Origin of the sequence: Pseudorhodoferax sp. Leaf265, from assembly GCF_001422365.1 — a bacterium.
Taxonomy (GTDB): domain Bacteria; phylum Pseudomonadota; class Gammaproteobacteria; order Burkholderiales; family Burkholderiaceae_C; genus Pseudorhodoferax.
This window is the reverse complement of the sequence record NZ_LMMT01000012.1, coordinates 435629-458452: the sequence shown is the minus strand read 5'-3', so window position 1 is coordinate 458452 and position 22824 is coordinate 435629. Positions and strand designations below refer to the sequence as shown.

At 68.2% G+C, this 22824-nt stretch carries 20 protein-coding genes; 6 read left to right on the top strand and 14 right to left on the bottom strand.

What is annotated here, in order from left to right; translation table 11 throughout:
• The first annotated feature begins 70 nt into the window (after positions 1-70).
• From ASF45_RS13990 to ASF45_RS13980, 3 genes are all read left to right on the top strand, one after another.
• Positions 71-3022, top strand: coding sequence for a ribonucleoside-diphosphate reductase subunit alpha (locus tag ASF45_RS13990; protein ID WP_056663115.1), 2952 nt, complete (start codon positions 71-73; stop codon positions 3020-3022).
• 149 nt (positions 3023-3171) lie between these two features.
• The gene (locus ASF45_RS13985) at positions 3172-4425 is read left to right on the top strand and encodes a ribonucleotide-diphosphate reductase subunit beta (protein WP_082550997.1); all 1254 of its coding nucleotides are present in this window, start codon (positions 3172-3174) and stop codon (positions 4423-4425) included.
• A gap of 178 nt (positions 4426-4603) precedes the next feature.
• Positions 4604-5179, top strand: coding sequence for a hypothetical protein (locus ASF45_RS13980; protein ID WP_056663109.1), 576 nt, complete (start codon positions 4604-4606; stop codon positions 5177-5179).
• Positions 5180-5248: 69 nt separating this feature from the next.
• On the opposite strand, the gene ASF45_RS13975 is transcribed toward ASF45_RS13980, so the two are convergent.
• From ASF45_RS13975 to ASF45_RS13945, 7 genes are all read right to left on the bottom strand, one after another.
• On the bottom strand, positions 5249-6151 hold the full coding sequence (locus tag ASF45_RS13975; protein WP_056663104.1) for a carbohydrate kinase family protein: 903 nt from the start codon (positions 6149-6151) through the stop codon (positions 5249-5251).
• Between the two features lie 23 nt (positions 6152-6174).
• Positions 6175-7368 (bottom strand): DUF3426 domain-containing protein, encoded by a 1194-nt coding sequence (locus ASF45_RS13970; RefSeq protein ID WP_082550996.1) that lies wholly within the window; start codon positions 7366-7368, stop codon positions 6175-6177.
• A gap of 8 nt (positions 7369-7376) precedes the next feature.
• Positions 7377-8276 (bottom strand): 50S ribosomal protein L11 methyltransferase, encoded by a 900-nt coding sequence (prmA, locus tag ASF45_RS13965; RefSeq protein WP_056663094.1) that lies wholly within the window; start codon positions 8274-8276, stop codon positions 7377-7379.
• Between the two features lie 5 nt (positions 8277-8281).
• A complete protein-coding gene (accC, locus tag ASF45_RS13960; protein ID WP_056663091.1) occupies positions 8282-9631 on the bottom strand; it encodes an acetyl-CoA carboxylase biotin carboxylase subunit in 1350 nt (449 codons plus the stop codon).
• A 126-nt stretch (positions 9632-9757) separates the two neighbouring features.
• Positions 9758-10213: an acetyl-CoA carboxylase biotin carboxyl carrier protein gene (gene accB / locus ASF45_RS13955; RefSeq protein ID WP_056663088.1), complete on the bottom strand. Its 456-nt coding sequence runs from the start codon at positions 10211-10213 to the stop codon at positions 9758-9760.
• 123 nt (positions 10214-10336) lie between these two features.
• Entirely contained in the window at positions 10337-10885 is a 549-nt protein-coding gene (locus ASF45_RS13950; RefSeq protein WP_056663085.1) for a TlpA disulfide reductase family protein, read from the bottom strand.
• Positions 10882-11478 (bottom strand): hypothetical protein, encoded by a 597-nt coding sequence (locus ASF45_RS13945; protein WP_056663082.1) that lies wholly within the window; start codon positions 11476-11478, stop codon positions 10882-10884. Before ASF45_RS13945 ends, ASF45_RS13950 begins: the two co-directional genes overlap by 4 nt.
• A gap of 55 nt (positions 11479-11533) precedes the next feature.
• On the opposite strand from ASF45_RS13945, the gene mpl reads away from it, so the two are divergent.
• A complete protein-coding gene (gene mpl / locus ASF45_RS13940; RefSeq protein ID WP_056663079.1) occupies positions 11534-12931 on the top strand; it encodes a UDP-N-acetylmuramate:L-alanyl-gamma-D-glutamyl-meso-diaminopimelate ligase in 1398 nt (465 codons plus the stop codon).
• Here the strand turns inward: mpl and ASF45_RS13935 are convergent.
• The 6 genes from ASF45_RS13935 to ASF45_RS13910 all read right to left on the bottom strand — a co-directional run bounded on the left by ASF45_RS13935 (position 12925) and on the right by ASF45_RS13910 (position 20154).
• Positions 12925-13236: a hypothetical protein gene (locus tag ASF45_RS13935; RefSeq protein ID WP_056663353.1), complete on the bottom strand. Its 312-nt coding sequence runs from the start codon at positions 13234-13236 to the stop codon at positions 12925-12927. The genes mpl and ASF45_RS13935 overlap by 7 nt on opposite strands.
• Positions 13237-13304: 68 nt before the next feature.
• Complete coding sequence (locus tag ASF45_RS13930) at positions 13305-14423, bottom strand: 3-deoxy-7-phosphoheptulonate synthase (RefSeq protein ID WP_056663076.1); 1119 nt, start codon at positions 14421-14423, stop codon at positions 13305-13307.
• A gap of 194 nt (positions 14424-14617) precedes the next feature.
• A complete protein-coding gene (gene tldD / locus ASF45_RS13925) occupies positions 14618-16090 on the bottom strand; it encodes a metalloprotease TldD (RefSeq protein WP_056663073.1) in 1473 nt (490 codons plus the stop codon).
• Positions 16091-16128: 38 nt separating this feature from the next.
• Positions 16129-17283 carry a rod shape-determining protein RodA gene (gene rodA / locus ASF45_RS13920; RefSeq protein WP_056663071.1) on the bottom strand — a complete coding sequence of 385 codons (1155 nt, stop codon included), beginning with the start codon at positions 17281-17283 and terminating at the stop codon, positions 16129-16131.
• An 89-nt stretch (positions 17284-17372) separates the two neighbouring features.
• Positions 17373-18905 carry a diguanylate cyclase gene (locus ASF45_RS13915; RefSeq protein WP_056663069.1) on the bottom strand — a complete coding sequence of 511 codons (1533 nt, stop codon included), beginning with the start codon at positions 18903-18905 and terminating at the stop codon, positions 17373-17375.
• A gap of 289 nt (positions 18906-19194) precedes the next feature.
• A complete protein-coding gene (locus ASF45_RS13910; protein WP_056663063.1) occupies positions 19195-20154 on the bottom strand; it encodes a cyclase family protein in 960 nt (319 codons plus the stop codon).
• A 229-nt stretch (positions 20155-20383) separates the two neighbouring features.
• Between ASF45_RS13910 and ASF45_RS13905 the strand changes: the two genes are divergently transcribed.
• Positions 20384-21199: a hypothetical protein gene (locus ASF45_RS13905; RefSeq protein ID WP_063887674.1), complete on the top strand. Its 816-nt coding sequence runs from the start codon at positions 20384-20386 to the stop codon at positions 21197-21199.
• Here the strand turns inward: ASF45_RS13905 and ASF45_RS13900 are convergent, their stop codons facing one another.
• Positions 21200-22123 carry a LysR family transcriptional regulator gene (locus ASF45_RS13900; protein WP_056663054.1) on the bottom strand — a complete coding sequence of 308 codons (924 nt, stop codon included), beginning with the start codon at positions 22121-22123 and terminating at the stop codon, positions 21200-21202.
• An 87-nt stretch (positions 22124-22210) separates the two neighbouring features.
• Between ASF45_RS13900 and ASF45_RS13895 the strand changes: the two genes are divergently transcribed.
• A complete protein-coding gene (locus ASF45_RS13895; RefSeq protein ID WP_056663047.1) occupies positions 22211-22798 on the top strand; it encodes a YqiA/YcfP family alpha/beta fold hydrolase in 588 nt (195 codons plus the stop codon).
• The last annotated feature ends 26 nt before the right edge of the window (positions 22799-22824 follow it).

Genomic DNA, 22824 nt, shown 5'->3' with positions numbered 1-22824 from the left:
GCCAAGGCCCTGTTTGCGGTGACGACACACCGCCAGATTTCGATCCCGTACCCAGCACCACAAGGAAGCCATGCAAACCGCAGCTCACCTCCCATCCGCCTCGCAACCGTCTCCCACGGGCGCCGCTGCGCGCGCCACCACGGCCGGCAGCACTGCACCGAACGCGCTGGCGCACTACCAGATCATCCGCCGCAACGGCGCCGTCGTGCCGTTCGAGCCGAACAAGATCGCCGTGGCCATGATGAAGGCCTTCCTGGCCGTGCACGGCACCCAGGGCGCGGCCTCGGCCAGCGTGCGCGAGACCGTGGACAGCCTGACGCAGGCCGTCACGCGCGCGCTGGTGCGCTCGCGCCCGGGCGGCGGCACCTTCCACATCGAGGACGTGCAGGACCAGGTCGAATTGGGCCTGATGCGCGGCGGCCACCACGAGATCGCACGCGCCTACGTGCTGTACCGCGAGCGCCGTGCGCAGGAACGCCACCGCCAGGGCGAGCAGGAGCAACCGGCCGCAGCCCCGACGCTGCATGTGCTGGACGGCGGCGAGCGCGTGGCGCTGAACCTGGCCGACCTGCAGCAACTGATCGCCGACGCCTGCGCCGGCCTGGGCGCGGACGTCAAGCCCGAGCCCATCGTGGCCGAGACCATGCGCAACCTGTACGACGGCGTGCCGCTCGAAGAGGTGTTCAAGGCCGCCATCCTGGCCGCCCGCACGCTGATCGAGAAGGATCCGGACTACACCTACGCCACGGCCCGCCTGCTGCTGCACACCATCGTCAAGGAAGTCCTGGGCCGCGAAGTGGCGCCGGCCGACATGGGCGCGGCCTACGCCGACTACTTCCCGCAGTTCATCAAGAAGGGCGTGGAGAACGACCTGCTGGACGAGAAGCTGCAGCAGTACGACCTGGCCCGGCTGGGCGCGGCCCTGAAGGCCGAGCGCGACCAGAAGTTCGACTACCTGGGCCTGCAGACCCTGTACGACCGCTACTTCCTGCACGTCAAGAAGACCCGCATCGAACTGCCGCAGGCCTTCTTCATGCGCGTGGCCATGGGCCTGGCGCTGGGCGAGATCGACCGTGAGGCGCGCGCCATCGAGTTCTACGAGGTGCTGTCCTCGTTCGACTTCATGTCCTCCACGCCGACGCTGTTCAACAGCGGCACGCTGCGCTCGCAACTGTCCTCGTGCTACCTGACCACCGTGCCCGACGACCTGGACGGCATCTACGAGTCGATCAAGGAAAACGCACTGCTGTCCAAGTTCGCAGGCGGCCTGGGCAACGACTGGACGCGCGTGCGCGCGCTGGGCAGCCACATCAAGGGCACGAACGGCGAATCGCAGGGCGTGGTGCCCTTCCTCAAGGTGGTCAACGACACGGCCGTGGCCGTGAACCAGGGCGGCAAGCGCAAGGGCGCGGTCTGCACCTACCTGGAAAGCTGGCACCTGGACATCGAGGAGTTTCTCGAGCTGCGCAAGAACACTGGCGACGACCGCCGCCGCACGCACGACATGAACACGGCCAACTGGATTCCGGACCTGTTCATGCGCCGTGTCATGGAGAAGGGCAACTGGACCTTGTTCTCCCCTTCGTCCGTGCCCGACCTGCATGATCTCTTCGGCACCGAATTCGAGAAGGCCTACGTGGCCTATGAAGAGAAGGCCGCGCGCGGCGACATCAAGCCCAGCAAGACCGTCCCCGCCACCGACCTGTGGCGCAAGATGCTCTCGATGCTGTTCGAGACCGGCCACCCCTGGATCACGTTCAAGGACGCCTGCAACGTGCGCTCGCCGCAGCAGCACGTGGGCGTGGTGCACTCGTCCAACCTGTGCACCGAGATCACGCTGAACACCAGCGACACCGAGACCGCCGTCTGCAATCTGGGTTCGGTGAACCTGCTGCAGCACTTGAAGGACGGCCCGAACGGCAAGTCCATCGACCACGAGAAGCTCAAGAAGACGATCTCGACGGCGATGCGCATGCTCGACAACGTGATCGACATCAACTACTACGCCGTGAAGAAGGCGCGCGACTCCAACCTGCGCCACCGCCCCGTGGGCCTGGGCGTGATGGGCTTTCAGGACGCGCTGTACGAACTGCGCATCCCCTACGCCAGCGATGCCGCCGTGCAGTTCGCCGACACCTCGATGGAAGCGGTCTGCTACTACGCCTACTGGGCCTCGACCGAGCTGGCAGCCGAACGCGGCCGCTACTCCAGCTTCAAGGGCTCGCTGTGGGATAAGGGCATCCTGCCGATGGACTCGCTGAACCTGCTCGAACAAGCCCGCGGCGGCTATGTGGAAGTCGACCGCTCGGCCACGCTGGACTGGGACAGCCTGCGCGCCAAGATCAAGCAGGACGGCATGCGCAACTCCAACTGCGTGGCCATCGCCCCGACCGCGACGATCTCCAACATCATCGGCGTCGACGCGTCGATCGAACCGTGCTTCGGCAACCTGTCGGTGAAGTCCAACCTGTCGGGCGAGTTCACGGTCATCAACCACTACCTCGTGGCCGACCTCAAGCGCCTGCACCTGTGGGACGACGTGATGGTCATGGACCTCAAGCACTTCGACGGTTCGCTCGAGCCCATCGACCGCGTGCCGCAGGAGATCAAGGCGCTGTACGCCACGGCCTTCGAGGTCGAGCCGGCCTGGCTGGTCGAAGCCGCGGCACGCCGCCAGAAGTGGATCGACCAGGCCCAGTCGCTGAACATCTACATGGCCGGTGCCTCGGGCAAGAAGCTGGACGACACCTACAAGCTGGCCTGGACGCGTGGCCTCAAGACCACCTACTACCTGCGCACGCGCAGCGCCACGCACGCCGAGAAATCGACCGTGGCACCGGGCCGTCTGAACGCCGTGTCCTCGGGTGCGAATGCCGCACCGGCCATGAGCGCGCTCGACGCCGCGGCCGCCAAGGCACGCGCCCAGATGGACGCGCAGATGAATGCGCCGCTGGCCGCTTCGGCCGCGACCGATGTGAAGTTCTGCGGTGTGGACGACCCCACCTGCGAAGCCTGCCAATAAGACCGCGATGAAGCGCTGACGCGCAGCCTCTTTGCATCGCATGCGCCTGCGCGTTTTGCGATGCACTGGAGCAACAAACATGCACGGCGCCCGGGTGAAGCCTTTGCTTTTCAGGGCGCCGCTTTCATAATCTCGGCACTGGAAAATCTATGCTTACCTGGGACGACGAAGTCAAGCCCTCCTCGCCATCGACACAACACAGCGGGTCCACGGGACACCGCGAGGCAGCGGTCTCTCCCAATTCCGTGAACGCTGTCCCCGCCGCCGCAACGGCCGCGGTCCAAACCTCCTCCTTCAACGCGCCTGCGACTGCATCGCGCCTGCCCGATGTGGCGCTGCCGCCAGTGGCCGCACCGCGCCCCGCCGCAGCAGCGGGTGCCGGCACACACCGCGTGAACGCGGCCGACAAGCGCATCATCAACGGCCAGACCGACGTCAACCAGCTGGTGCCGTTCAAGTACAAGTGGGCCTGGGAAAAGTACCTCGCCACCTGCGCCAACCACTGGATGCCGCAGGAAGTGAACATGAACCGCGACATCGCCCTGTGGAAGGACCCGAACGGTCTGACCGAGGACGAGCGCCGCATCGTCAAGCGCAACCTCGGCTTCTTCGTGACGGCCGACTCGCTGGCCGCCAACAACATCGTGCTGGGCACCTACCGCCACATCACGGCGCCCGAGTGCCGCCAGTTCCTGCTGCGCCAGGCCTTCGAGGAAGCGATCCACACGCACGCCTATCAGTACATCGTGGAGTCGCTGGGCCTGGATGAGTCCGAGATCTTCAACGCCTACAACGAGGTGCAGTCGATCCGCGACAAGGACGAGTTCCTGATCCCCTTCATCGAGGCGATCATGGACCCGAACTTCCATACCGGCACGCCCGAGAACGACCAGACCCTGCTCAAGAGCCTGATCGTCTTCGCCTGCCTCATGGAAGGCCTGTTCTTCTATGTCGGCTTCACGCAAATCCTGGCGCTGGGTCGGCAGAACAAGATGACGGGCGCGGCCGAGCAGTACCAGTACATCCTGCGCGACGAGTCCATGCACTGCAACTTCGGCATCGACCTGATCAACCAGCTCAAGCTCGAGAACCCACACCTGTGGACGCCCGAGTTCAAGGCCGAGATCAAGGCGCTGTTCGAGAAGGCCGTCGCACTCGAGTACCGCTACGCCGAGGACACCATGCCGCGCGGCGTGCTGGGCATGAACGCCTCCATGTTCAAGGGCTACCTGCGCTACATCGCCAACCGGCGCGCCACGCAGATCGGCCTGGAGCCGCTGTTCCCGAACGAAGAGAACCCGTTCCCCTGGATGAGCGAGATGATCGACCTGAAGAAGGAACGCAACTTCTTCGAGACGCGCGTCATCGAGTACCAGTCCGGCGGCGCGCTGTCCTGGGACTGAGACACCGACAACAACATGTTCCACCGCACGTCACGCCCTCCGAACCGCACCGACAGAGTGCCGGCGTGCACGTGTCCTGAATCCATGGCGCTGGGGCTTTTGGCCCCAACGCCATGCATCGCTTGTGGCGCCCCAACGCGCCGCAAGTGCTCTTTGTAATCCGATCAAGGAGAAAACCATGGCAACTGCGAAGAAACCGGCCGCTAAGAAGGCCGCCCCGGCGAAGAAGGCCGCTGCTCCGGCAAAGAAGGCCGCTCCGGCCAAGAAGGCTGCTGCTCCGGCGAAGAAGGCTGCACCGGCCAAGAAGGCTGCGCCTGCGAAGAAGGCCGCACCGGCCAAGAAGGCGGCACCGGCGAAGAAGGCCGCACCGGCGAAGAAGGCAGCGCCCGCCAAGAAGGCGGCACCGGCGAAGAAGGCCGCACCTGCGAAGAAGGCAGCACCGGCGAAGAAGGCTGCGCCCGCCAAGAAGGCCGCTCCGGCCAAGAAGGCTGCGCCCGCCAAGAAGGCCGCTCCCGCCAAGAAGGCTGCTGCTCCGGCGAAGAAGGCCGCTGCTCCCGCCAAGAAGGCTGCTGCCAAGAAGGCCGCTCCGGCCAAGAAGGCGACCGCCAAGGCCGCCCCCGCCAAGAAGGCTGCTGCCAAGAAACCTGCAAAGAAAGCGGCCCCTGTGCCTGCTGCCGCTGCCCCTGCAGCGTCCACGCAGACCACGCTGAACCCGCAGGCCGCCTGGCCGTTCCCGACGGCCAGCAAGCCCTGAGCGTTGCGCTGCAAGGCGCGACCAAGCCCGGTGCCGCAAGGCCCCGGGCTTTTTCATTTCATGGCCCGCTCACAAACCCCATGCGGCCCGGTCCACGCTGTAGTTCTGCGGGCCGCGCTGGGCAATCTTCAAGGCCCCGATGCGGCTGCCCAGCTCAGCGCAACGCGCCAGCGGCCAGCCACGCTCCAGTCCGAACAGCAAAGCGCCGCGGTAGGCGTCGCCGCAGCCCGTGGGATCGACGAGTTCGTCCACGCGCACCGGCGCGACCAGTGTGCGCTCGCCCGCGACCCAGACCTCGCTGCCCTCGCCGCCCAGCGTGACCACCAGCCCCTGCACCTGGCGCGAGAGTTCGGCGAAACCCAGGCCGGTGCGGTCGCTGAGCATCTTGCCCTCGTAGTCGTTGACGGTGACCCAGGTGGCCAGCGAGACGAAATGGCGCAGCGCGGCGCCATCGAACATCGGCAGGCCCTGGCCCGGATCGAAGACGAAGGGAATGCCGGCAGCGGCGAACTGCTCGGCGTGCTGCAGCATGGCGTCTCGCCCGTCGGGCGAAACGATGCCGAGCTTCACATCGCCGCGCGCCTCGATGCGCGTCTGGTGCGCCTGCATCATGGCGCCGGGGTGGAAGGCCGTGATCTGGTTGTTGTCGCTGTCCGTCATGATCATGGCCTGGGCCGTGTAGCTGCCCTCCACCACGCTCACGTAGTCGGTGGCGATGCCCAGGTCCTTCAGGCGCTGCAGGTAGTCGGCACCATCGGTGCCCAGCGTGGCCATGGGCAGCGGGTCGCCACCGAGTTGCTGGAGCGCGTAGGCGATGTTGCCGGCACAGCCGCCGAAGTCGCGCCGCAGGCTGGGGACCAGGAACGACACGTTCAGGTTGTGGATCTGGTCGGGCAGGATCTGGTCGGAGAACCGCCCCTCAAATCGCATGATGGTGTCGAACGCGAGCGAGCCGCAGATGATGCTGGCCATGGAGACTCCTGGAAGGTGGAAGATCAGGGATAGAAGGGGTCGAGCCGGTAGCCAACGACGCGCGCGCGGCCCGCGTTGTCGGCGATCTGCAGGTCGGCACTGGCCGTCCATTCGCCATGGGCATCCAGCGCTGCGGGCGGGCTGCCAAGCTCCTGCGGCATCAGCACGCGGCGCAGCACGGGCTGCTCGGCGATGTCGGTCAACGTCAGCGCGATGGCCGGCAGCGCCACCGCATGCGCGGCCCGGTTGCGCAGCGTCAGGCTGAGCCGGAAGCCGCCATCGCCCAGAGCCTGGAAAGCCGAGCCGTCGATGACGATGGCGTCGATGCGGCGCAGTGGCTGGACGCTGCAGGACAGCGGTGCGCACAGCACGCTCAGCAGTGGCTGCAGGCCGGGCGCCGTGGCGGCCAGGCGGTCGCGCTCGTGCACGGCCCACTGCCACAGGAGCAGCACCCCGGCCAGGCCGGCGGTCAGGGACCAGAGCAGGCGCGTGCGGCGCGTGGTGGCTGGCACCACCACGGGCGGCACGGGCGCGGCATCGCGCAGGAACGAGAGTTCGGCATGCGTCGGGTCTTGCGGAACGGGCCGCACCACGGGTGGCGCAGCCACCACGCGTGGCGGCAACGGCGCGGGCCTGGGCGCGTCCTCGGCGGCCGCGCGCAGCGGCAAGGGCATGGCGTGGTCGGCCTGGGCGGTCCGCAGCGGCGGCGCCGACCCGGCCGCCAGCGACACCACGAGGCGGCCGGGCGGCTCGGCCGGCGTGGGTGTCTGCCCCGGCTCGGCGCTGACGCGCTGCAACTCCGGCACGACGGTTGCCCCGGGCAGGCCAGAGGCCGGTTCCGCGGCCGGACCAGCAGCCTGGGCCTGCACGTAGTCGGCCAGGTCCTGCTCCAGCGACGCGACGGAATCGGTCACCGGGATCTCGGCAGGCGCATGGGGCAGCCAGGGCGGCACATCGTCGTCGGCGACGGGCTGCGGTGCCTGGCGCTCGTTCGCCTCCAGGCCTTCGGCTTCGACGGGCTGCGGCGCCTCGGCCACGGACTCGGCCGTCGCCAATGCCGCCGGGGCGGCTTCGTCCGGTGCGCCCAGGTGGCGGGCAGCGTCAAAGATCTCGGCGCAGTGGCCGCAGCGCACCCAGCCTTCGGAGATGCGCAGCTGATCGGGCACGACCCTGAAGCGGGTTCCGCATGCAGGGCAGCGTGTGATCAGCTGGGCCATGGACGCGGTCAGCGTGGCGCGCCGCGCGTGGCCGTCATCAGGATCCAGCCGTCTTCCTCGTCAGCCACCTGCAGCGCCAGATAGGGCGCGTAGGCGGCCTTGAGCTCGTCGGCCTGGCGCGCGAGGATGCCGGCCAGCACCAGGGCACCGCCGGGCGCCACATGGGCGCTGAGCAACGGCGCCAGCATCTTGAGCGGCGTGGCCAGGATGTTGGCCAGCACCACCTGGTAGACGCCGCTCGCGGCATCGGGAAGGCCGGCACGCAGGAGCACGCCGTTGGCGTGGGCGTTGTCGCCGGTGGCCTGCACGGCCGCCTCGTCGATGTCGACGGCATCGACGGCGCTGGCGCCATGCTTGGCGGCCGCGATGGCCAGGATGCCGGAACCGCAGCCGTAGTCCAACACGCGGCCCCAGTCGCCACCCGTCCCGCGGCCGGCGATCCAGCGCAGGCACATGCGCGTGGTCGGGTGCGTACCGGTGCCGAAGGCCAGGCCCGGGTCCAGCCGCAGCACGTGCTGCGCCGCGGCCGGCGGCTCATGCCAGGTCGGCACGATCCAGAAGGCCGGCGTGATCTCGACCGGCGCGAACTGCGATTGCGTCAAGCGCACCCAGTCCTCGTCGGGCACGGCACCCACGCCCTGCAGCGTGCAGGCCGCGAAGAAATCCTGCGCCTGCAGCAGCAACGCGGCCTCGTCGGCCAGCGCCTCGGTGGCGAACAAGGCCACCAGGCGCGAACGCTGCCAGCCCTCGGCCGGTGGGGGCATGCCGGGCTCGCCGAACAGGGCGTGCTCGGCCTTGGTGTCGCCATCGGCGTCCTCGACGCTGACCGACAGCGCGTCCAGCGCTTCCAGCGCATCGCTCAGGGTCTCTACCCGGTCCTCCGGGCACAGCAGGCGCAGTTCGAACATGGAACTCACCGCTTGTGCTGCGCCAGCCACTCTTCCAGGTAGTGGATGTTGGTGCCGCCCGCCATGAACTTGGCGTCCACCATCAGCTCGCGGTGCAGCGGGATGTTGGTGTTGATGCCCTCGATGACGGTCTCGGCCAGCGCCGTGCGCATGCGGGCCATGGCCTGCTCGCGCGTGTCGCCGTGCACGATGATCTTGCCGATCATGGAGTCGTAGTTGGGCGGCACGAAGTAGTTGCTGTAGGCGTGCGAATCCACGCGCACCCCAGGTCCGCCTGGCGCATGCCAGGTCGTGATGCGGCCCGGCGAAGGCGTGAACTTGTACGGGTCTTCCGCGTTCACGCGGCACTCGATGGCATGGCCGCGGATCTCGATCTGGCGCTGCGTGAACGGCAGCTTCTCGCCGGCCGCCACCATGATCTGCGTACGCACCACGTCCACGCCGGTGATCAGCTCGGTCACCGGGTGCTCGACCTGCACGCGCGTGTTCATCTCGATGAAGTAGAACTCGCCGTTCTCGTACAGGAACTCGAAGGTGCCGGCGCCGCGGTAGCCGATGCGCTTGCAGGCCGCCACGCAACGCTCGCCAATGCGCTCGATCAGCTTGCGCGGGATGCCCGGCGCGGGCGCCTCCTCAATGACCTTCTGGTGGCGCCGCTGCATGGAGCAGTCGCGCTCGCCCAGGTACACGGCGTTCTTGTGCTTGTCCGCCAGCACCTGGATCTCCACGTGCCGCGGGTTCTGCAGGAACTTCTCCATGTAGACGGCCGGGTTGCCGAAGGCCACGCCGGCCTCGGCCTTGGTCATCTGCACCGCGTTGACGAGCGCCGCCTCGGTGTGGACCACGCGCATGCCGCGCCCGCCACCGCCGCCGGCGGCCTTGATGATGACCGGGTAGCCGATGGTCTTGGCGATGCGGCGCATCTGCACCGGATCGTCGGGCAGTTCGCCCTCCGAGCCCGGCACGCAGGGCACGCCGGCCTTGATCATGGCCTGCTTGGCCGAGACCTTGTCGCCCATCATGCGGATGTTCTCGGGCGTCGGGCCGATGAACTGGAAGCCGCTCTTCTCGACGCGCTCGGCGAAATCGGCGTTCTCGCTCAGGAAGCCGTAGCCGGGGTGGATGGCTTCGGCATCGGTGACTTCGGCAGCCGAGATGATGGCCGGCATGTTGAGGTAGCTCTGGGCCGAGGGTGCCGGGCCGATGCAGACGGCCTCGTCGGCCAGGCGCACGTACTTGGCGTCGCGGTCGGCCTCGGAATAGACCATCACGGCCTTGATGCCGAGCTCACGGCAGGCGCGCTGGATCCGCAGGGCGATTTCGCCGCGGTTGGCGACGAGGATTTTTTTAAACATTGCGGCTCCGCGGCGAAATCGCCCAGCACGCTGCGCGTGCCAATGCGATGTGCCGGACTGCGTCCGTCCGCGCCAGCGCGCGAGCGCCGCGGTTGGCGACGAGGATCTTCTTGAACATGAGGCGGCTTATTCGATGACGAACAGCGGCTGGCCGTACTCGACGGCCTGGCCGTTCTCGCACAGGATCTGCGTGATCGTGCCGGCCTTGTCGGCCTCGATCTCGTTGAGGATCTTCATGGCCTCGATGATGCAGACCGTCTCGCCTTCCTTGACCGTGCTGCCGATCTCCACGAAGGCCTTGGCGCCGGGACTGGGCGAACGGTAGAAGGTGCCCACCATGGGCGACTTGGCCACATGTCCCTTGATGGCCGGCGCCGCAGCGGGTGCGGCGGCAACGGGCGCCGCAGCCGCCTCGGCCACGGGCTGCTGGGCGGCCTGGACCGGTGCGGCCACATAGGCCACGGGGCCCGGCGGGACGCCCTTGACGATGCGCACCTTGCCTTCGGCTTCGGTGATTTCCAGTTCGGAGACGTTGGAGTCCGAGACCAGGTCGATCAAGGTCTTGAGTTTGCGTAAATCCATGAAGGCTCCTGTCGCCCAGACGAAAAGGCTGGAATCTAACTCAAATCCAGCAAACTTTCGCCTATTGCAGGCATTTTTGATGTTCTTCGCCGATCAACGGCGAACAGATTGGCGTCGATGGGACTAGGAAACGCGGATTTGCGTCGCCCAACGTTGCAAATCTTGGGGGGTTATTTGCCCTATTTTACGTTCGGCCACATGTCCGGTCGCATCCAGCACCAAGGTGAAGGGCAAACCGCCCGCGGCATTGCCCAGTTCCTTGACCACCGACAGGCCCGCCAGACCCAGGATGCCAACCGGGAAAGCGACCGGCGTCTTGTCGAGGAACTTCTGCACGGCCGCGGGCTTGTCGACGGCCAAGCCGACCACTTGCCAACCGTTCGGCGCATGTTGACGGAAGAAGGCATCGATCATGGGCAGTTCCTCGACGCAGGGCGGGCACCACGGCGCCCAGAAGTTGACCAGCAGCGCACGCCCCTTGAAGGCGGACATGGGCAGCGTTCCACCTTCGGGCCGCTCGCTTTTCAGCGCCCACAGGCCGGCGCTTTCGGCCGGAACTGCCGCACCCGCCCGGCGCAACCACCAGGCAGAGCCGGCGCCGGCCACCAGCGCCACCGCACCGGCGGCCAGCAGCACGCCACGCCGGGCAGGAGAAAAAGTTCGCCCGCTCATGCCGTGGCCTCCTGTGCGACGAGCTTGCGCACGGCCTCCAGGCTGCCGCGCGGCGTGCGGCCGCGCGCATCGGGCTTCAAGGCACCGCGCAGTTCGCCCAGGTCGTGCACCAGCAGGTGCACGCCGATGGTCTCGTCGAGATCGGAGCACCGGCTTTGCAGGCTCAGCGCCTCGACAGGGTCGCCGCGAAAGCCGGGCACGGTGCTGGGCGCGTAGCGCACGCCACGGTCGATCAACATGATCTCGGCCGACTTCGGGTCGTCGCAGAACAGCTGCAGATAGATGTCGGAGCGGCGCGTGGCCGTGCCATGCCACACGGCGCCGGCCAGGTAGGGGCGGAAGGACTCCAGCCGCTCCATCCAGGTCAGTGCCAGCCGGCGCAGCGCAGCCAGCTCCCGGGGTTGGGTGTCGGCGCAGAAGATCGCAATGTGCTCGCGCACTGCGTCTTCCAGTTCATCGTTGCCCGGCAGCCGTGCGCGCGACCCCAGGCCCAGTTGCTGCACTGCACGGCGCTTGGCGGCCCCCCACTCCAGCCCGTCGTCGACGACCAGGCGCGCCGCAACGGCCGCGATCTCTGCACTTGCGTTGTCCATGGACGGATTGTGCGCCGCGCCCGAACAGCCCTGGCGCCACTCCTAGAATCCCGCGATGCACATCCATATCCTCGGCATCTGCGGCACCTTCATGGGCGGCCTGGCGGCGCTCGCGCGCAGCGCCGGCCACCGCGTGACCGGCTGCGATGCCGGCGTCTACCCCCCCATGAGCGACCAGTTGCGCTCGCTTGGCATCGACCTGATCGAAGGTTTCGGCGCGGACCAGCTGGCGCTGGCGCCGGATGTCTTCGTGGTCGGCAACGTCGTGTCCCGGGCCCGGCTGGCCGACGGCACGCCCAAGTTCCCGCTCATGGAGGCCATCCTGGACGCGGGCGCGGCCTACACCAGTGGCCCGCAGTGGCTGGCCGAGCAACTGCTGCAGGGCCGGCATGTGCTGGCCGTCGCCGGCACGCACGGCAAGACCACCACCACCTCGATGCTGGCGTGGGTGCTCGAGTGCGCCGGCCTGAACCCTGGCTTCCTGGTCGGCGGCGTGCCTTTGAACTTCGGCATCTCGGCCCGGCTCGGCGCGCCCGGTGGCTGCTTCGTGATCGAGGCCGACGAATACGACACGGCTTTCTTCGACAAGCGCAGCAAGTTCGTGCACTACCGCCCGCGCACGGCCGTACTGAACAACCTGGAGTTCGACCACGCCGACATCTTTGACGATTTGCCCGCCATCGAGCGCCAGTTCCACCACCTCGTGCGCACCGTGCCGGGCCGGGGCCGTGTGGTCGTCAACACCGAGGAAGCCGCCCTCGCGCGCGTGCTGGCCCAGGGCTGCTGGAGCGAGACCGTGGGCTTCGGCGCAGGCGGGCGCTTCACGGCAAAGGGCACGGCCGAGCGCTTCGACGTGCTCGACCAGGGCCGGCCCGTGGCCCAGGTGCAGTGGGCGCTGTCGGGCCTGCACAACCGCATGAACGCGCTGGCCGCCATTGCCGCGGCCGAGCACCTGGGCGTGGCGCCCGCGGTAGCGGCCGAGGCCTTGCAGCGCTTCGAGAACGTGCGCCGGCGCATGGAACTGCGTGGCGAAGTCGCCGCCGGTGGCGGCTCGGTGCGCGTCTACGACGACTTCGCCCACCACCCCACGGCGATCCGCACCACGGTGGACGGCCTGCGCGCCCAGATCGGCCCGGCCGGCGGCCGCATCCTCGCCATCTTCGAGCCGCGCAGCAACACCATGAAACTGGGCAGCATGAGCGCCAAGCTGCCCTGGAGCCTGGAATCGGCCGACCTGGCGTTCTGCCATGCGGCCGGACTCGGCTGGGACCCGCGCGAAGCCCTGGCCGCCATGGGCGAACGCATCCAGGTGGCCGACAGCATCGACCAGTTGCTCACCCAGGTGCTGGCCGCCGTGCAGTCCGGCGACCACCTGCTGTGCATGAGCAACGGCGGCTTCGGCGGCGTGCACACCCGCCTGCTCGATGCGCTCAGGGCGCGCTTCGCTCAGTAGCTGACGGTCAGCTGGTCCAGGTCCAGCCGCACGACCGGCTTGGCCAGCGCCGCGCTCGCGGCGCGCGCGAAGCTCGCGAACCACTGCGGGTCGGCAAGCAACTCGGGGCCGGCGGCACGGGCGATGGCGACCAGCTTGTCGGCCAGCAGCACCTTGCCGGTGGCACGCAGGGGCTCGCACTCCAGCTGCACGAACTGCGTGTCCAGCCAGACGCGGGCCTGCTCCTGCAGCATGGGCGTGGCGTCCTCGAGGTCGAAACGCAGTTCCTGGCCACCGGCCAGCCGCACGGACACTTCACTGCGCATGGCTTCTCCCAGAAAAGCCCGCAGCATCGCCGCGGCGCCATGCCGCGGCAATCGACGCAAACCCGACTTCAGGCCGCCGTGCGGCGCTTGGCCACGGCCCGGGCCAGTGTCTCCAGCACATCGACCGACGGCTCCCAGCCCAGGCAGGCGTCGGTGATGCTCTTGCCGTAGGCCAGCGCGTGCACATCGTCCTTGCCCGGCGTGAACTTCTGCGCCCCGGCCACGAGGTGGCTTTCCACCATCACGCCGAACACCTGGCGCGAGCCGGCAGCGATCTGGGCCGCGATGTCGCCAGCCACCTCGACCTGCTTCTCGTGCTGCTTGCTGCTGTTGGCGTGGCTGCAGTCCACCATGAGCGTGGGCTGCATGCCCGCCGCCTCCAGTTCCTTGCAGGCCGCGGCCACGCTGGCGGCGTCGTAGTTGGGCGCCTTGCCGCCGCGCAGGATCACATGGCAATCCTTGTTGCCGTTGGTCTGCACGATGGCGACCTGGCCGTTCTTGTGCACCGACAGGAAGTGGTGGCCGCGGGCCGCCGCCTGTATGGCATCCGTGGCGATCCGGATGTTGCCGTCCGTGCCGTTCTTGAAGCCAATGGGGGCCGACAGGCCCGAGGCCAGCTCGCGGTGGACCTGGCTTTCGGTGGTCCGCGCGCCGATGGCGCCCCAGGCGATCAGGTCGCCGATGTACTGCGGTGAGATCACATCCAGAAACTCACTACCGGCCGGCAGGCCCAGACGGTTGATGTCGATCAACAACTGGCGTGCGATACGCAGGCCTTCATCGATGCGGTAACTCTCGTCCAGGTATGGATCGTTGATCAAACCCTTCCATCCCACGGTGGTGCGCGGCTTTTCGAAGTAGACCCGCATGACGATCTCCAGGTCGTCGGCGTACTTGTCGCGCAGCGGCTTCAGGCGGCGCGCGTACTCCAGCGCGGCGGCCGGATCGTGGATCGAGCAGGGGCCGATGACGACCAGCAGGCGGTCGTCCTTGCCGGCCATGATGTCGTGGATGCGCCCGCGCGTGCGGCTGATCAGCGCCTCGACCGGCGTGCCGCGGATCGGGAAGAAGCGGATCAGATGTTCGGGAGGCGGGAGCACGTTGATGTCCTTGATGCGTTCGTCGTCGGTCTGGCTGGTTTTCTCGACGTTCGCGTACCAGGCGTCGGGGGTCTGTTGCGTGCTCATGGTCTCTTCCGTGGGTTGAAATCGATGGGGCCAAAAAAAACCGCCGGTCCTTGCGGTACCGGCGGTCTTTGGAGGTTCTGTCGTCTGCTGTTTACGCGCGCGCCTCTCGTCCGCCGGATTCCGGGAACCAAAAGTAGGCAAAGTAAAAAGCGCGGGAGGCAGACATCGGGGGCGACTCTAGCACATCGAATCGGTCAAGCCGTGCCACCGACCGTGAGGCCGTCGATGCGCAGCGTGGGCTGGCCCACGCCGACCGGCACGCTCTGGCCTTCCTTGCCGCAGGTGCCCACGCCCGAATCGAGCTTCATGTCGTTGCCGATCATGGACACGCGGGTCAGCGCGTCCGGCCCGTTGCCGACCAGCGTCGCGCCCTTGACCGGGTACTGGATCTTGCCGTTCTCAACCCAGAAGGCCTCGCTCGCGGAGAACACGAACTTGCCCGAGGTGATGTCGACCTGGCCACCGCCGAAGTTGCTCGCGTACAAGCCCTTCTTGATGCTGGCGATGATCTCGGCCGGCTCCTTGTCCCCTCCCAGCATGTAGGTGTTGGTCATGCGCGGCATGGGGATGTGGGCGTAGCTCTCGCGCCGGCCGTTGCCGGTGGGCTGGACCTTCATGAGGCGCGCGTTCATCGCGTCCTGGATGTAGCCCTTCAGGATGCCGTCCTCGATCAGCACGTTGCGCTGGCTGGCATTGCCCTCGTCGTCCACGTTGAGCGAGCCGCGGCGGTCGGCAATGGTGCCGTCGTCCAGCACGGTGACGCCCTTGGCCGCCACGCGCTGGCCGATGCGGCCGCTGAAGGCGCTGGAGCCCTTGCGGTTGAAGTCGCCCTCCAGGCCGTGGCCGATGGCCTCGTGCAGCAGGATGCCGGGCCAGCCGGCACCCAGCACCACGGTCATCTCGCCGGCCGGCGCGGGGCGCGCGTCCAGATTGGTCAGCGCGGCCTGCACGGCCTGGTCGACGTACGTGTCGATGACTGCGGAATCGAAGTAGGCCAGGCCAAAACGGCCGCCGCCGCCGCTGGAGCCGACCTCGCGCCGCGTCTGGCCGCCCACCTGCATCTCGGCGATCACGGTCACGGACAGGCGAACCAGCGGACGCACGTCGGCCGCCAGCGTGCCGTCGGCCCGCGCGACCAGCACCACGTCGTACTCGCTGGCCAGGCCGGCCATGACCTGCACCACGCGCGGGTCCTTGGCACGGGCGCGTTGCTCCACCTGTTCGAGCAGCTTGACCTTGGCCGTGCTGTCCAGCGTGGCGATCGGGTCCAGACCGTCGTACAGCGAGCGGCTGCCCGCGATCCTCTGCGCCGGCACCTTCGCACGCTTGCTCTGCGCGACCGAGGAGATCGCGCGCACGGTGCGCGCGGCATCCAGCAGCGAGGCCTCGGAGATGTCGTCGGAATAGGCGAAGGCCGTCTTCTCGCCGCTGACCGCACGCACGCCCACGCCCTGGTCGATGCTGAACGAGCCGGTCTTGACGATGCCCTCCTCCAGGCTCCAGCCCTCGCTGCGCGTGTACTGGAAGTACAGGTCGGCATCGTCGACCTTGTGCGCCTGGATCTCGGCCAGCGCGCGCTGCAGGTGCGCGGGCGTGAGGCCAAAAGGATCGAGCAGCAGTTGCTGGGCAGTGGCGATGCGGGCCAGGGTGGGTTCTCTGGAGATCATCAGGGCATTCTAGGAGCCCACTGCCGGCCGTGCTGCCGTCAGGTTTGCAGCAGCCGCTTGGATTTGGCGATGGACATCAGGATGCCCAAGCCCATGCCCAGCGTGACCATGGCCGTGCCGCCGTAGCTCACGAAGGGCAACGGCACGCCCACCACGGGCAGCATGCCGCTGACCATGCCCATGTTGACGAAGGCGTAGGTGAAGAAGATCAGCGTCACGGCCCCCGCCAGCAGCCGCGAGAACAGCGTCGGCGCTTCCAGCGCGATGACCAGGCCGCGCAGGATCAGGAACACGAAGGCCAGGATCAGGAAGCCGTTGCCCAGCAGGCCGAACTCTTCCGAGTAGGCGGCGAAGATGAAGTCGGTGGTGCGCTCGGGAATGAATTCCAGGTGCGTCTGCGTGCCCTGCATGAAGCCCTTGCCGAACACGCCGCCCGAGCCGATCGCGATCATGCCCTGCAGGATGTGGAAGCCCTTGCCCAGCGGGTCGCGCGTGGGGTCCATCAGCGTGCACACGCGTTGCTGCTGGTACTCGCGCAGCACCACCCAGCGCACGCCGTCCTGGCACAGGTCGGACGAGAACCAGACCAGGAGACCGATGCCGATCGCACCCAGCAGCACGGGCGGCACGATCAGCCGCCAGGGCAGGCCGGCGAAGAAGATCACCGACATGCCGGCCGCCGCCACCAGGATGGAGGTGCCCAGGTCGGGCTGGTGCATGATCAGCAGCACCGGCACGGCCAGCAGCGCGAACGCCACGACGAAGTCGAACGGCTGGCGGTGCCCCTCGCGCCGCTGGAACCACCAGGCCAGCATCAGCGGCGTGGCGATCTTGAGGATCTCGCTGGGCTGGATCACCACGCCGACGTTGATCCAGCGCTGCGCGCCCTTCTTGGTGATGCCGAAGAACTCCACACCCAGCAGCAGCACCACGCCTACCACATAGACGGGCACGGCGAACTTCATGAGCTGCTGCGGCGGCACCTGGGCGACCACGAACAGGATGGCGCCGGCCAGCAGCATGTTGCGGCCATGGTCGACAAAGCGCGTGCCATGGTCGTAGCCCGAGGAGTACATGGCCAGCAGGCCGGCCGCGCACAGCAGCAGCACGGCGAAGGCCAGCAGCGCGTCGAAGCCACGGAACAGCGGCAGCGCACGGCGCCACAGCGGGGGATTGTCGAGAACAGCGGCCATGGAAGAGAAAAAATCCGAGGGCGGATTATCCGGCGCGCGCGGGCCGCAGCATGCATGGCACCGCGATCACCCGGCCCTTCACCGGTCCATCACCCCCCCAATACGCGGTTCTTCCCGGTCCGTTTGGCCAGATACATGGCCGCGTCGGCACGCTTGAGTGCGTCGGCCATGGTCTCCTCGTCGCCCAGCTGGGCCACGCCGGCACTGAAGGTGATCAGCACCTTGTCCTTGCCGTTGAGGAAGTAGCGCGTGGTCAGTTCGCGCTGCAGGCGTGTGAGGATGGCGATGGCGTCGACCAGCACGGTGTCGGGCAGCACGATCACGAACTCCTCGCCGCCATAGCGCGCGAGCGCATCCTGCGGCCGGATCGCCATGCGCGCCACCTCGGTCAGGTGCAGCAGGGCGTTGTCGCCGGCATCATGGCCGAGCTGGTCGTTCAGGCGCTTGAAGTTGTCCACGTCCAGCAGCGACACGCACAGCGCCTGGCTCTTGCGCCGCGCCGTGGCCAGCTCGCGCTGCAGCGTCTCGTCCAGGCCACGGCGGTTCAGCACGCCGGTCAGCGCGTCGTGGCGGGCCAGCGCGCTCACGCGGTCCAGCTCCACATGCAGCTTGGTGATCTCCACTTCGGCCTCCTGGGTCTTGGCCCGCATGGCCTGCAGCTCGTCGCGCGAGTGCACGGTGTCGCGCGCCATCGCACGCGTGGCGGCGATGGCCTCCTGCAGCACCGGGCCCAGTTCCTCGAGCGAGGTCGCCTGTTCGATCTGGCGCGCGCAGTGCTCGATCTTGCTGTGGTAGGTGCTGCTGCTCTCGGTCATGAGCGACAGGCGGTCGACGAAGGTGGCCAGCAGCTGGCGCATCTGCAGCTGCGCCTCGTAGGCGCGGCCCTTGGCTTCCGTCTGCTTGAAGATGACGTCCTTGAGCCGGCGCTCCACGTCGTCGAGCCGGCGCAGGTTCAGCGGCGGCGTGGCGGCGCTGCGCAGCGCGTCGATCTGACCGCGCATCCAGCGGTCGTCCACGCAGAGTTCCCCGATGTTCTCAAACACCAGGTTCAGCAGGTTCAGCAGGCCGTTGCGGATCTCGGCCTGGTCCTCGGCCGCGAACGACAGCCGCAGCGTGTAGTTGCCCAGCACCGAGCGCGCGTCACGCAATTGCAGCTGCGGCCGGCGCAGCAACTGCAACACCTCGGCCGTCTGCTCGGCAAAGCGGGCATCTTCCTTGCCCAGGGCCGGCTGCGCGCACTCGATCAGCCGCGCCACCTGCTCCAGCACCAGCACGGTGGCCGCATCCGGCTCCGGGCCTGTGGCGACGGGCTCCAGCGCAGCGAAGGAAGAAGGCCCGACCGCAAAGCTGCCATAGGCCACCAGCGCGGCCTCGACCTTGTCCCAGCTGCGCTGGCCGATGGCCGACTCCAGCAGGCCCAGCTGTTTCTCCTGGCCCGGGTTGCGCGCGGGCATGGCGGCCGCGATCTGGCGCAGGGACTCGGATGGAAAGTGGGCGGGCGGCAGCGTGCCCGCCACCTCGTGGTAGAGCGTCTGGTAGTTCTCGGGCGTGGGTGGCAGGCGCTTCTCGGCCAGCCGCTTGAAGGCTTCTCTGGCGATTTCGCTGGGCGATCGGTCGAGCATGGAACGACGGGGAAGCAAGGTCGAAAGCGTGACGGAGGGCGTACGGAGTCGGTGATCGTACCGAATTCGGCCCTCAGCATCCAATTTGTGTGTACAAGCAACACCCGGCGCCATCTTCCCCGGGAGAGGAGGCATTCAGCGGACCGCTGCGACGCGCCGGCGCGGCGGCCGTGGTCGGGCGCAAGGTGTGGCGGAGCCAAAGGCAGCGGGACTGGCTCTGCCAGACCGCTGGATGTGCCCCTTCGCGCGGTAAAAAAAGGGGCGGCTCAGCCGCCCCCGGGGACGGTCTTTACCTGATGGCGATCGGGTTCACGATCGCCTGGACCCCGCCGGTCATCCGGCTCGCGCCCAGCACGAACATGAACTCCCAGGCCTTGTCCTTCACGAGTTCGGCCGTGTCCACGTTCTCCAGGATGTAGATGCCGTTCTTCGGGATCAGGATCTGGTGGATCTCGAAGATGCCTACGCCCTTCTCGAACGGAATCGCCTCCACGCCCCAGGTGTCGGCGCCCACGGCCACCACCTGCTTGCTGGCCAGGTACTCGGCACCCTCCTTGCCGACGCCGGGCTCGCCACCGATGTAGCGCTTGTCGTCCTTGCCCACCAGGCTCAGCCAGCCGCTGTAGAACAGCACCACGTCGCCCTTCTTGATCTCCACGCCCTGGCGCCTGGCCTGCTCGTCGATCTCCTTGCGGTTGTAGGCGGTGCCCTCGGCGACAGGGTTCTGGCCGTAGTAGGCCGTCATGTCCAGCACCACGCCGCGTGTGACGAAGCCCGGCACCTTCTCGATGCCCAGCTTGGTCAGCCCGTTGGCCTGCACGAACTCGCTGTTCCTGTTGCAGTTGTAGTAGACGTTGTCCACGCCGATGTGGCCCATGCCGTCGATCTGCGTGCCGGTGCCCACGTAGCCCATGTAGATGTCGTCGTTGTAGTTGGTCTTGGTGGCGCCCAGGCCGACGCCGCCGACCTGGCCGGGCTGGTTGATGACCAGCGCCCAGCTGCGCGGCCCATAGGCCGGCGTCTTGGCATTGGTCTCCACGCCCAGCCGGTAGGTCTTGCCGGTCTTGACCAGCTTGGACGCGGCCAGCGCCAGTTCGGGCGTGAGCAGGTTGCCGGCGCCGATCTCGTCGTTGGCGCCCCACTTGGACTTGCACCAGTCGGGCTGCTGCGGCTGCTGTGCACAGGCCGGCAACACGGCCAGGCTGGCCGCGGCCAGCAGCAGTGGAACGAATCGGTAGGGGGTTCCCATGGCATCTCCTCCTTGGCGAGGGCCGGCAGATGCTGAACGCTCCGCGCGCCCCGCGGGTCTCCTCGTGAACGGGCCGGCACACGGGGCTGGACCATCATCGCCAAAGGGCCAGCGGCGCGGTATTAAAAGATGGCAAAGGGGGGCCTCAGCGCGGCGCTTCAATGCGCTTGAAGGGCCGCTTGCCGAAAACCAAATGGACGCGCCGGGCCTGCGCCGCCAAGCTTGCCGCATGACGGATGACGACGTGCAGGCCGCATTGCGCCGGCTGCGGGGCCGCAGCACACAGCGCGTGGACGAGGTCACGGCCGCGCCGCTGGCCGCGCTGGCGGCCACGCTGGACCATGCCGAGCGGCCGCCGCTGCCGGGCGATGCGCTGCCGCCGCTGGCGCACTGGCTGTTCTTCTGGCCGCTGCGCACCACCAGCGGCGTGGAGCGCGACGGCGAGGCTGACCGCCACGCCGAACTGCTGCCGCCCGAATGGCCGCAGCGCCAGTGGACCGGCGTGCGGCTGCGCTTCCACCATGCGCTGCGCGTGGGCGACGAGATGTTGCGCCAATCGCGCGTGCAGCAGGCGCAGGCCCTGCCCGAAGGCGGCGTGCGGCTGACGCTGCGCCACGAGATCACCAACGCCCAGGGACTGGCACTCGAGGAAGAACAGGATCTGGTCTGCCGCGCGGCCGGCGCCCGGCCCGGCACCACGCCGCAGCCGGCACCCGCCGAGGCGCATTTCGCGCGGCTGCTGACGCCCGGCGCCGTGCTGCTGTTCCGCTATGCGGCCCTGCGCTTCGACAGCCAGGCCGCGCACGACGGCGCCACCGGCCTGCTGCCGCCGGCCCTGCTGGCCACGCTGGCGGTGGACCTGCTGCGGCGCGAGCGGCCGGACACCGCCCTGCACGCACTGGATTGCACGCTGCTGCGCCCGGTGCCGGCCGGCCAGCCACTGCGCCTGGCCGGGCGCGACGACGGCCCGGGGCATCGCACACTGTGGGCCCAGGATGCCGCGGGCCGGCTCGCGCTGCGGGCGCACGCCGAGTGCGCGGACTGATCAGGCCGTTTCCAGCTGCTGCGCCCGGGCCGCCGCCGCATCGGCCACCAGCAGGTCGACCAGGTCGCGCGCGAACGGCGGCAGCGCCTTCAGGCTGCGCATGCAGATCTGCTGGGCGCGCACGGCCCAGTCGTCGGACAGCGACACCGTGCGGATGGCCATGGACTGCGCGTGGCGCGCGGCCGCGCTGGCCGGCAGCACGCCGATGCCGGTGCCCGCCTCGATGAGCCGGCAGGCCGTCTCGAAGTTGCCGACCTGGATGCGCACCTGCATGGGCCGGTGCAGGCTGTCGCACACACGGCGCAGGAAGCCGTGCAGTGCGCTGGCCTCCGACAAGCCGATGTGGTCGCAGTCCAGCGTGTCCCCGAAAGCCATGCAGGGTGCCTGCGCAAAGGCATGGCCGGTGGCCACCACGAGCACCAGCCGGTCCACGCGGTAGGGAATCACCTCCAGATTCTCGGTGCGCACGGCGCCAGCCACGAGGCCGATGTCGGTTTGCCCTTCGCTGACGGCGCGCACGGTGTCCGGGCTCAGCTTCTCGCGCAGATCCACGTTCACGTCGGGATGGCCGACCAGGTACTCCTTCAGCACGCCAGGCAAATACTCCAGCGCCGTGGTGTTGGCGAACACGCGCAGATGGCCCTTCACGCCCTTGGCGTACTCCTGCAGTTCGCCGCGCAGGTGCTCCAGCTGCGCCAGCACCAGGCGCGCGTGCTGCACCATGGCCTGGCCCGGCGGCGTCAGCGTCACGCCCTGGCTGGTGCGGTAGAGCAGCTTGGTGCCCACGCTTTCCTCCAGGTTCTTCACGCGGATGCTGGCGCCGGGCAGCGAGATGTGCGAGGCCTCGGCGCCGCGCGTGAGGCTGTTGGCTTCGGCAATGCGTACCATCAGGCGCAGATCGACGAGGTCGAAATGGACGGCCATGCGGGTCTCCTCCGCTTGTTTTTGTCGGTCGCGGATTCTGTGGTGCCCGCAGGCTTTGCGGCGCATCCCGAAACACTTGCTCACACCATGTCCTTGACCCACCTGCTCTACCTGCATGGCTTTCGCTCCTCGCCGCTGTCAACCAAGGCCCGCCTGATGGCCGCGCGTGTACAGGCACAGCACCCGGACCTCACTTGGTGGTGCCCGCAGCTGCCGCCCTCGCCGCGCGAGGCCATGGACGGCCTGCTGGCCGGCACCCAGGACTGGCCGCGCGAGCGCATGGCCGTGGTCGGCTCCTCGCTGGGCGGCTTCTACGCCACCTGCGTGGCCGCGCAGACCGGCTGCCGCGCCGTGCTGCTGAACCCGGCCGTGCACCCGGCGCGCGACCTGTCGCGCCACATCGGCGAGCACAGCGGCTGGCACGACCCGGCGCAGCGCTTCGTCTTCACGCCCGACCACGTGGCGGAACTGCGCGTGCTGGAGCAGCAGGCCGCCGCGGCCGACACCGCGCGCATGTTCGCCATCGTGGCCAAGGGCGACGAGGTGCTGGACTGGCGCGAGATGTGCGCGCGCTATCCCGAGGCCCGCATCCGGCTGCTCGAAGGCAGCGACCACGCCATCAGCGAATTCCCCGCGCACATCGACGAAGTCTTCGATTTCCTGCTGGCCGCTTAGGCTTCACCCGGCTCGGGGACAATACC